We start from the raw sequence: 10,364 nt of genomic DNA, 5'->3' as shown, positions 1-10,364 counted from the left end.
TTAGGGGGGAGCCGTTTGCGGCAGTGGATGCCCAGACCCGCGAGACGCTTCAGGATGAACTGCTGCGGATCTGGGAGCAGACCGGAAAGACGATTATTTTTGTTACCCACAGTATTGATGAAGCTGTCGCTCTTGCCGATCGGGTCGTGGTGATGTCTCCGAATCCCGGCAAGGTTCGCGAAATTGTTCCCGTTTCTCTGCCTCGTCCGAGAAGTGTGGGGGATGTCCAATCCACCGCTGATTTCAGCTGGATTCGGCACCGGGTATGGGAGCTGCTGCAAGGCGAGACGGCCGCGGCCAAACCGCCAGCCCAGCCGGCCGTTGCCAAAGCGCCGCTTGAGCTTGCCGAACAGCTCTCCTCATCGGCGGCATTATGATTCTGCCAAGGGGATAACAGGTAGAGTTAGATGTTGTCCGTATACCAATGTAAAAAATGCGTATAACAGCGAAGGAGTGCTATTTTAATGGCTAAAAAAATAAAACAAATCGCAATCTACGGCAAAGGGGGGATAGGCAAGTCAACGACAACCTCCAATATTAGCGCGGCTCTGTCGGTGGCTGGCTACAAGGTAATGCAGTTCGGCTGCGATCCGAAGAGTGATTCGACCAACACACTGCGCGGCGGCGAATATATTCCAACTGTGCTAGATACGTTAAGGGATAAGCAGATTGTAAGAGCGCATGACGTTATATTTGAAGGCTTCAATGGAATTTACTGCGTGGAAGCGGGCGGACCGGCTCCGGGTGTCGGCTGCGCGGGAAGAGGGATCATTACCTCCGTCTCTCTGCTGAAGCAGCAGAAAGTTTTTGAAGAGCTTGATCTGGACTATGTCATTTATGATGTCCTTGGGGACGTAGTCTGCGGGGGATTTGCCGTTCCTGTACGGGAAGGCATTGCCGAGCATGTATTTACGGTTACCTCGGCCGATTTCATGGCACTCTATGCGGCTAACAACCTTTTTAAAGGGATTCATAAATACTCTACCGAGGGCGGCGCCTTGCTTGGCGGGGTTATTGCCAACTCGATCAATGCTCCTTACGCCAAGGAGATCGTTGATGATTTCGTTGCCCGTACGCATACGCAGGTGATGGAGTATGTTCCGCGTTCGGTATCCGTGACGCAGGCTGAGCTGCAAGGGAAGACGACCATTGAAGCGGACCCAGACTCCAAACAGGCGCAGATCTATAAATCGCTGGCCCAGAAAATCGTAGACCATACCGAGTCTAAAGTTCCGGTTCCTCTGGAAACGGGCGAACTCCGGGAGTGGGCTTCCAATTGGGGCAAACAGCTGGTGGAACTGGAAACCGGGGTGTTATCGCCAGCGGCGGCAGGCAATTTGTAATGAGAGAAGAGGGACGTCCCGAATCGGGGTGCCCCTTTTGCATATCCGATTATTGATTCAAAGTGTGCAAGTAGAAACCGAAATCAGTGGGCGTTCCCGGGTATCCCAACTGCCTCAGCATAGCCGTAATATTTACCCGGTGATACGCTCAATGATTTACAAGGGTGCGCTTATAGTCATAACCAATTACGGCAATACGATCTATATATTTCACGTATAAGCATAAGGCATTATACAATACACATGAAAACGAACTGCTGCGAGAATGTCTGAGTATTTGCTGAAAAAAAGAAAGGAAGTGCTGCATTGAAACAGCAATGGAATACTGGAACCTATGATAAGGATATGTCATTCGTGTCCCATTTTGGGGAGTCTTTGATAGGTCTCTTAAGGCCGCAACAGGGGGAGCGGATCATAGATTGGGGCTGCGGGACCGGTGATCTGGCCGCAGCCATTGCCGACCAAGGCGCTATTGTAACAGGGATCGACGCTTCCCAAGAGATGATTCAGGCCGCCCGTGCCAAGTATCCTGATCTTAGCTTTAAACTTGCGGACGGTCAAACGTATATAGCAGAGCAGGAAGCCGATGCTGTGTTCAGCAACGCCGCGCTGCATTGGATGAAGGATGCGGACAAGGCAGTCGCCTCCATCACAGCCAGCTTGCGCACTGGCGGCCGTTTTGTCGCCGAATTCGGCGCACTCGGCAATATCGCTTCAATCGTTGATGGGCTGCCGCGCGTTTTTGCCGCTATTGGTGCCGGTGACAAGCTCCAATTGCCTTGGTATTTCCCCAGCATTGGCCAATACGCAACCCTGCTGGAACAGCATGGGCTGACGGTAGATCTCGCTTATTGCTTCGACCGTCCAACGCCGCTGGAGGGTGGAGATCAAGGCTTTCGGCAGTGGGTGAATACTTTTGCCAATGGAGTACTCATTGGTCTTGATTGCATAAGTCAGGAGAAAATCAAACGATGTCTTTAACAAAAACTGATAACCGGCTTAGACTTGTTTTGCTTTTAGGCGCTTTTTCGGCACTGGGTCCTCTTACAATCGATATGTATTTGCCGTCATTTCCTGAAATCGCTGCTGATTTTGGCACCCGTGCTTCTCTGGTGCAGCTTAGTCTAACTGCTTGCCTAATAGGATTAGGTCTGGGTCAAATCATTATGGGCCCTTTGAGTGACGTTCATGGAAGACGGAGGCCCATAATAATCTCACTTATTATCTACTTAATCGCTTCTTTTATCTGCGCGGTCTCACCTAATATCTTCTATTTTATAGCAGCACGCTTTATTCAAGGCTTTGCCGCTTCCGCAGGAATTGTTATTTCTCGGGCGATCATCCGCGATGTTTATAGCGGACCGGAACTCACCAAGTTTTTTTCACTGCTCATGTTGGTAAATAATATATTTCCCTTAATTGCACCTGTGGCAGGAGGCAGCGTCATTGCCTTTACTACATGGGTGGGTGTTTTTGTGGTTTTGGGTACGGTTGGATTGGTGTTAGTTATCCTTGCAACCTTGAACCTGAAAGAGACCTTGCCTGCTCAGAATCGAATTTCAGGTAACTTTAGCGAACTGATAATAGGTATTCGATCCTTGCTTAAAGACCGTCAGTTTACCGGATACGCGCTTGCACAAGGCATTATGATTGGAGGGGTATTCGCTTATGTATCTGGGACTCCTTTTATCTACCAGAATATTTACGGCGCCTCTCCCCAATTGTTTGCCATTTTATTCGGATCGAATGGAATAAGTTTAATTCTCGGTTCGCAAGTCGTTGGACGCTTTAGCCATGTGATTTCGGAGCGCCGCTTCCTATGTTTTGGATTGCTGTTATCCGGCGCGTCCAGTCTTGCGGCCTTAATTGTGATTCTTCTGAACGGCCCATTACTGGCATTAGTTATTCCGCTTTTCTTTTTTGTCGCATCTATCGGAACAACTTCAACAGCCTCCTTCTCTTTAGCCATGGAGTCACAAAGTCAGAGGGCAGGGAGCGCATCCGCGCTTCTTGGATTGCTGCCGTTTCTGCTGGGAGCATGCACCTCTCCATTAGTTGGTATTGCCGGTGAATATACAGCAGTCCCAATGGGAGTCATTATCTTGTCGACCAGCTTATTGGCTCTCCTTGCTTACTTTGGACTTGCACATAAATCCCAAACCAGCTATTCTACGTGTTCTTAATTACAAATCAATTGCAAGGAACGACAAAAGGGCCGCGTCAGCCAGCCTTTCGGCAGCCTGCCACAGCCTTTAAGCCCGCGCTGGACGCGGGCTTTTTATATTTACTCTTCCCCGGTCGCAACCGGGTTCTCCTCATAGCTAATCCAGTCGCTCCAGCTTCCCGCGTACAGCCGGACCTTGTCATACCCGGCTCGATGAAGCGCGAGCACGTTCGGGCAGGCGGTGACGCCGGAGCCGCAGTAGACGATTGTCTCGCGGCTTGGATCAATACTGGCAAACTGCTCCTTCAGCACGGCGGCGTCTTTCCATCGGCCCTGCTCGTCAAGGACATCCTTCCAGAACCGGTTCACCGCACCCGGGATATGCCCGGCCTTAGCGTCGATCGGTTCCTCAAGGCCGGCATAGCGGCGCGGCTCACGGGAGTCAATCAGCAGCGGAACGGTAGAGCCGCCGGCCTGGGAATACTGCGTGACTTCCTGGGCGCTTGCCAACATTTCAGGATGGACCTCCGGCTCGTACGCGGTTGGAATTCGGACGGGTTGGCTATCACTTACCGGAAAATCCGCCGCCTTCCACGCCGAATAGCCTTCATCCATAACATAAACTTTATCATGACCCAAGTAGCGGAGCATCCACCACAGTCTGGAAGCGAACGCGCCTCCTTGGTCATCGTATGCAACAACGATGCTGTCCCGGCTAATACCTGCTTGGCCTAGTACAGCTGCAATCAGAGCAGGTTCCGGCAGGGGATGGCGGCCGCCATGCGGACCGACAGGGGCGGATAATTGCTCCTCCAGATGCAAATAAACGGCTCCAGGAATATGATCCTTCAGGTAGGCGCTGCGTCCCGCTTCGGGATCGGACAGCAGAAAGCGGCAATCCGCAATAACCAGCTCGGGTTCATACAGCCGGGCCAGCAGCCAGCGGGTGGAAACAACGGAATCCATAATTTCAACCTTCCTCCCAATTTTTCAAGTATATTAAAGCTATTATAACGAAAAAAGTAGAGGGGACAAAGAGAGTGGGAAATGGCTGACTGCGGAAGCAGAACGGTCATTATTCGCGAGAGGCCGCGCCGCCCGTATAGAAGCAAAAAAGACGGGTTGTCCCGTCTTCTCCTAGCTGTCTTCCTGGCTCGATGTCATTGTCCAGAGATCAAGCTCGCTCGTCAGAATGTCTTCCTCTTCCGGGGTCAAGTCGAGTCTGACTCCGTACTGGTATTCGCCAAGGCCATACATCCAGCCCCAGCGAACGCTTCCCGTAAACCGAAGCATGTTCTCGTTCAACTTAAAATGAATGATGATTCTGGTGTCCTTAGACGTGAACCGGACGTTTAATGAACTGCGAACCTTGCAGCCCGAACGGCTCAGATCAAGCAGCACACCCTCGGTCTGCTGTCCGGCACCCGGACTCGTGCTGCCGGCCGGCAGTTCCAGCCAGCAATCAATGGGTTGATTCATAACATAACGGAATGGTTCTCTTCTACTGGCAGCGCCCATAATTTCCCTCCGCCCGTTTATTTGCTATTATAACGAAATGATGCGGATAGGACAATCTTCCTTAAAGATTATTTTGCAAAAATATTGAAGAGAGCAACAAAAAAAGGCGAAAACAGCTTCGTAAAAGAAAACGTTGCAGAAAACGCGTTTCGATTGCCGATTTATATGTACCGCAGCTTCAGAAAGCCCCTCTGTTTTCCGATATAAGAATAAAACAAAAAATATGCCAAAATGCTGTTGTCATATTACAACATAGTCTTCTGGAACGTTACATAGGGAAAAGGGAGGGGGAAACGGGGTGTCTATAAATTTGCGGACCTTATTCGCGGGCGCGTTTGCAGCCGTTATTATTTTATTGACCGTGCTGCTCAGTTATTTGATTGGCAATGAAACCACCAAGACCGCAGAAGTTACCAATGGGAAATCGCTGGCGGAAGCGGCATATCAGATGTCGTATAATCTGGACCACTTTATGTGGACGCGGGCCGGGGAAATAGAGATGCTTGGCAAGCTTAGAGCTTTTCAGGAGCCTGTGAATAAGGAGGAGATTGCAGAGCTTCTGAATCAGTTGAAAGAAAGTCTGCCGGTATTTTCCTGGATCGGTTATGCGGATACAAAAGGCAGCGTTCTTGCGGCAACCGGCAATATTTTGGAAGGCAGAAGCATGGAGGAGCAGCCCGTTTTTCAAAATGGGCTCCAGGCTCCCTATATCGGCGATGAACATGATGATTCGCTATTGACCGAAATCCTGCCTAATCCAAGCGGAGAGCGGCTTCAATTTGTGGATATCGGCGTCCCCGTTAAGGACAAAAGCGGACAGACCTTAGGCGTATTGGCAGCGCATCTGAGCTGGGAATGGGCCCGTCAGGCCGAATCCTCTATTTTGGCGACTCTAAAAGAACGGGTGGAGGGTGCCGAGGTCTATGTCGTCAGCAATAATAACCATAGAATTCTGCTTGGACCAAGCAACCAGGTTGGCAAGCAGATGCCGGACTCAGCGCTGGCGCGTCAGGGCAGAAGCTCCTGGCTCGTTGAAGAGCATAAGGGAAGCCAATCGTTTTTAACGGGTTACGCTTATGGAGACGGTGAAATGGACCTTCCTGGTCTCGGTTGGTCCGTGATTATTCGTCAGCCGGCGGATATTGCTTTAGCCCCCGTGCGCAAGCTGCAAAATAATATCGTTCTGTCGGGGATGGCTATTGCCGTGCTATTCGGTATTGCAGGATGGTTATGCGCCGGATGGATGATCCGTCCGCTTCAGCGGATCAGTGAGAGCGCCGATCTGCTCAGTTCGGGCGGCAAGGCGGAGATTCCCGAGTTTAAGCGGATTAAAGATCTGTCCATGCTCTCTAGGTCGCTACGCAATCTTGTGAATAAACTTACCCGGCCTGAGCCGGAGCCGTTCTATATGTCTGATATGACGAGGCATGATCCGCTCACGGGACTGCCTAATCGAACGGCTCTTGACGATTATTTAGCTCATGCTGTAAACAAAGCCAAGCGGAATCGCTCGACACTAAGCTTTTTGTATCTTGGTTTGGACGGATTTAAGAAGGTGAACGAGACGCTGGGACATAAAATAGGCGACAAGCTGCTGCAAGAGGTATCCTTCCGTCTGCTGGAATCGACCCGGGAAAATGAGATGATCACACGCATAGGCGGGGATGAGTTCGTGGTCATCCTGCATACGTCGGCCGCAAAGCCGATGCAGGAAGCCGAGGCCGTAGCCAAACGCATCATTGACAAGATCAATCAACCCTTCCTGATCGACGGGGAATTCGTGCATGTCGGCTGCAGCATCGGCGCCGCCGTCTGGAGCCCTGAGAACCAGGATACAAGTGAAATATTGCGTTTGGCGGACGACGCGTACTATATATCCAAGCGGAGCGGCAAGAACCGGATTACTTTTGAAACGGCGGTATAATTTTGGGGATAAACGCCCAATCGAATCAAAACAAAGCGCCTCTTACCGTTGTTCGGTAGAAGGCGCTTTGACGCTGCCTAATGGCATTAATCAATCGCTGACTTCGGAAACACAAGCTCTGCAAAGAGACAGCGCTGCCGGTTCTTCGTGTTATACCGAATGCGTTACAGGAGGTTCACTGAGCAGCGCGTTCTTCCAGGCGCAATACGCCTCCCAAGCCTTGCCGCTGTCCAGAAGCTCCTTGCAGGTATAGACTCCCTCCTCAATGGAACCGACGCGGCCAGCTAAATGCAATCGGACGCCGCCGTTTAACATAACTTGATTGTAGAAAGCAAGATGACCGCCTCCCCGGAGCACAGCTTCCGCCGTCTCCAGCTGAAGACGGGCATCCCAGTCGAGTTCCGGAACGGGAGTGTCCAGACCCAGTGCCTCGGGGTCTATAATATCCAGGCCCGAATCGCCGTTCTCTACCGTGTATACCCGGGTAGGGCGGTCGATATACAGATCTTCGGACCCTTCGGGCCCTTGAACAATCAAGGCTTTGCGGTAGCCAAGCTTGATCAGAAGTCTCGAGAGTCGGTCAAACACCGTGTTATGATGTATTCCGAACACGATGAAGGGGGAGCAGGAGTAGTCAACCAGTTTCTCCACCGTATTCAAAATAGTCCGCATGCCGATTTCCTCGCGGATTTCCCGGATGCGCCCTAGAGGCGGACACCATTCCTCGGAGCTTACATACAACACTCCGCTGCGGTTGGCGGCATGAATAGAGCTTGTACGGGAAAGCGAGGGAGCAGGAATATCCGCTTCCATGATGATGTCCTGCAGCGTGATTCCCCATTTCGGAGGAAGCGAAGCGGAGCCGTGCAGTGTTACCGGCAGTCCTGCGGCGGCAAGCAGAAAGGCGGTCGGAAAGGTCGCGGCAAAAGAGCGGAGACGGCCGTCATAAGGACCGGCGCAGTCTATACCCTCGTGTAGGGGTTCACGCAGGGCAAAGCTGCGGCAGACGGACACAAATGCCTCCAGCTCCTCCACACTTTCGAGCTTGATCCGTTCGGCGATCAGGAACGCGCCAATCTGGGCCGGTGTGGCAGTTTGGTTAAGAATCGCTTTTGCGGAAGCAGCAGCTTCTTCATAATTCAGATCGCGGGCGCCTCTTTTGCCTCTAGCGACTTCTTTAAGTATGTTAATCATGAGCGGTGCCCCCTTATCTTTGATCCTGAAGAATTCGGTATACCTTAACGATCGAGGTCGCGACATCGACCATCCGTTTGCGTTCGTTCATCGCCTGCTTGCGCAGAAGATCGTATGCTTCGGATTCGGAAATATTTTTGGACTTGGATAGGATGCCTTTAGCCATCTCTATCCATTTTCTTTCATCGAGACGGGAGAGGAGCTGTTCCTTTTCTTTCATCCACTGCTTCCGTTCAAAGCATTGTTTGGCTCCAAAATGAAGGCTCCAATGGATTTCGTGAGGCTGCATGGACGGAGACAGGACGCCATCCGCAATAAAGTTGTCCTCGCAAGCGGCTACGGAGAGGGTGGCTGTCTCTTCTGTACACCACCATATAATAGGAGCGGTCTTGCATGACATCAGAAGATCCGACCAGTGTTTGAACTCCGTAATCGGCAGGCACAGGATGGAGGCGTCAACATCGGCAATCAGTGAGACGGCTTCTTCCCGGGAAGCGGCCACTTCTACAATATAGCCGCAGGATCTGAGAAGGAGTTCCGGCTTGGACCCGGCAGCGCTCTTGTCCGGAGAGTTTCCGTTCAGCCTGCTATATACAACCAACAGGGAATGCATAGTCGGACGCTCCTTTTTTTGCAATAAGATGTACTAACTGCGCACTTCTAATCATGAGTTTCAAACTGTCTCATGTTATTTTATATAACACAAAATGAGGTTCAATGTCGATAATTTAAATAATTAAATTTTAATATGTCAAATTTATTGACGTTTACTAAATCGTGTTGTATAGTCAGTTTAACAAAATCAATCTTTCAGGATACAAAGACGTATCTAAGAAAAAGCGGCAATGGCGCCTGCTTGCATGTTTGGTTTGGGGGATGCTTTCTCTCGTGCCGGCATGAAGTGGGCTTTTTGTGTTTCCCTGTGTTTTCCATCGAGAGGAGAGAGATAAATTGACATTATCCCGTAAAAAACTGGTGCTCGTAGGCAATGGCATGGCAGGTGTACGGGCAATTGAACATCTGCTGAAACTGGCTCCCGATGCGTACGAAATCACGATTTTCGGCGCCGAGCCGCATCCGAACTACAACCGGATTATGCTTTCTTCCGTTCTCGCAGGGGGAACAGATTTGTCTGAAATCGTCATTAACGATTACGAGTGGTACCGCAGTCATCATATTACCTTGTATACAGGCCACCGGATTGAGAGCATCGATACCGTGAATAAAAAGGTGCGTTCCGACCTCGGGGTTGAGGCTGTGTATGATGAACTGATTCTGGCCACCGGCTCCGATCCGTTCATGCTTCCTCTTCCGGGAGCGGATAAAGAAGGCGTTATCGCTTTCCGCGATATCAAAGACTGCCAGATTATGATGGAAACCTCCAAAACCTATAAAAAAGCCCTTGTCATCGGCGGAGGACTGCTTGGACTGGAAGCGGCCCGCGGACTGCTGCATCTGGGGATGGAAGTATCCGTCGTGCATATCCATCATTACATCATGGAAAGACAGCTTGATCAGGAAGCTGCGGTGATGCTGCAAAGAGAGCTGGAAGCCCAAGGCATGAAGTTTCTGCTAAGCAAGCAGTCGGAGGCGATTCTTGGCAAAAAGCGGGTCAAAAGCCTGCTCTTCGCCGACGGCACCTCAGCGGAAGCCGATCTGATTGTGATGGCGGTTGGAATTCGTCCGAATACCGCGCTTGCGCAAAAAAGCGGCATTGCCGTAGGTCGCGGCATTGTCGTTAACGATTATATGGAAACTAATATTCCGGGCGTCTACGCCATCGGGGAATGCGCGGAGCATCGGGGGATCGCTTACGGTCTCGTCGCCCCGCTGTATGAGCAGGGGGCTGTTCTCGCCAAACGGCTGGCGGGCGTCCAGGGGCAGGGCTACGAGGGCTCGGTAACCTCCACGAAGCTGAAAGTGTCAGGCGTCGATGTCTTCTCCGCAGGACAGTATGACGAACCTGCCGGGTCGCGTGCGCTTCGCTATCAGGATGAGATCGGCGGAGTCTATAAGAAGCTAGTTATCAGCGAGGACAAGCTGATCGGCGCGGTGCTGTTCGGCGATACGGCGGATGGCGCGCAGCTGTTCTCCCTGATCAAGAGCGGTGAATCGATCCAGGGCAAAGAAAGATCTCTGCTGCTCGGGCTCCCGGACGACGCGCTGAAAGCTTCTCCGTCCGCCCGGCTGGAGGCGATGGCGGATGATGAAATCATCTGTG

The 10,364-nt window shown here is 51.4% G+C and carries 9 protein-coding genes and 2 pseudogenes; 6 read left to right on the top strand and 5 right to left on the bottom strand.

Features of this window, described 5'->3' with window-relative positions:
• Together L691_RS32400 and nifH are read left to right on the top strand one after the other, a co-directional pair.
• Positions 1-377, top strand: a pseudogene (locus L691_RS32400) (ABC transporter ATP-binding protein); the annotation flags it as partial.
• An 87-nt stretch (positions 378-464) separates the two neighbouring features.
• Positions 465-1,343 carry a nitrogenase iron protein gene (nifH, locus tag L691_RS0101400; protein ID WP_025688322.1) on the top strand — a complete coding sequence of 293 codons (879 nt, stop codon included), beginning with the start codon at positions 465-467 and terminating at the stop codon, positions 1,341-1,343.
• Between the two features lie 49 nt (positions 1,344-1,392).
• Here the strand turns inward: nifH and L691_RS33275 are convergent.
• Positions 1,393-1,488 (bottom strand): annotated as a pseudogene (locus L691_RS33275) (DinB family protein); the annotation flags it as partial.
• A gap of 161 nt (positions 1,489-1,649) precedes the next feature.
• Here L691_RS33275 and L691_RS0101395 point away from each other — a divergent pair.
• Together L691_RS0101395 and L691_RS0101390 are read left to right on the top strand one after the other, a co-directional pair.
• The gene (locus L691_RS0101395; RefSeq protein ID WP_025688321.1) at positions 1,650-2,324 is read left to right on the top strand and encodes a class I SAM-dependent methyltransferase; all 675 of its coding nucleotides are present in this window, start codon (positions 1,650-1,652) and stop codon (positions 2,322-2,324) included.
• Entirely contained in the window at positions 2,315-3,526 is a 1,212-nt protein-coding gene (locus tag L691_RS0101390; protein WP_025688319.1) for a multidrug effflux MFS transporter, read from the top strand. The genes L691_RS0101395 and L691_RS0101390 overlap by 10 nt, the downstream gene beginning before the upstream one ends.
• A 101-nt stretch (positions 3,527-3,627) precedes the next feature.
• Here the strand turns inward: L691_RS0101390 and L691_RS0101385 are convergent, their stop codons facing one another.
• Together L691_RS0101385 and L691_RS0101380 are read right to left on the bottom strand one after the other, a co-directional pair.
• Positions 3,628-4,473 (bottom strand): sulfurtransferase, encoded by an 846-nt coding sequence (locus L691_RS0101385; protein ID WP_025688317.1) that lies wholly within the window; start codon positions 4,471-4,473, stop codon positions 3,628-3,630.
• A gap of 171 nt (positions 4,474-4,644) precedes the next feature.
• Complete coding sequence (locus tag L691_RS0101380) at positions 4,645-5,025, bottom strand: PilZ domain-containing protein (RefSeq protein ID WP_025688315.1); 381 nt, start codon at positions 5,023-5,025, stop codon at positions 4,645-4,647.
• Positions 5,026-5,323: 298 nt separating this feature from the next.
• On the opposite strand from L691_RS0101380, the gene L691_RS0101375 reads away from it, so the two are divergent.
• A complete protein-coding gene (locus L691_RS0101375; protein WP_025688313.1) occupies positions 5,324-6,949 on the top strand; it encodes a sensor domain-containing diguanylate cyclase in 1,626 nt (541 codons plus the stop codon).
• A 150-nt stretch (positions 6,950-7,099) separates the two neighbouring features.
• Here L691_RS0101375 and L691_RS0101370 read toward each other — a convergent pair whose 3' ends face one another.
• Positions 7,100-8,143 carry an anthranilate phosphoribosyltransferase gene (locus tag L691_RS0101370; RefSeq protein ID WP_025688311.1) on the bottom strand — a complete coding sequence of 348 codons (1,044 nt, stop codon included), beginning with the start codon at positions 8,141-8,143 and terminating at the stop codon, positions 7,100-7,102.
• Positions 8,144-8,156: 13 nt separating this feature from the next.
• Positions 8,157-8,756 carry an ANTAR domain-containing response regulator gene (locus L691_RS0101365; RefSeq protein WP_025688310.1) on the bottom strand — a complete coding sequence of 200 codons (600 nt, stop codon included), beginning with the start codon at positions 8,754-8,756 and terminating at the stop codon, positions 8,157-8,159.
• Positions 8,757-9,136: 380 nt separating this feature from the next.
• Between L691_RS0101365 and L691_RS0101360 the strand changes: the two genes are divergently transcribed.
• Positions 9,137-10,364: FAD-dependent oxidoreductase (locus tag L691_RS0101360; RefSeq protein WP_232229065.1), on the top strand; the 1,228-nt coding region annotated here is incomplete at its 3' end.

The organism is Paenibacillus zanthoxyli JH29 (assembly GCF_000520715.1).
In the GTDB taxonomy this organism is placed as follows: Bacteria; Bacillota; Bacilli; order Paenibacillales; family Paenibacillaceae; genus Paenibacillus_AQ; species Paenibacillus_AQ zanthoxyli.
Note: the sequence above shows the minus strand (reverse complement) of the source record. Positions and strands in the feature narration are given on the sequence as shown.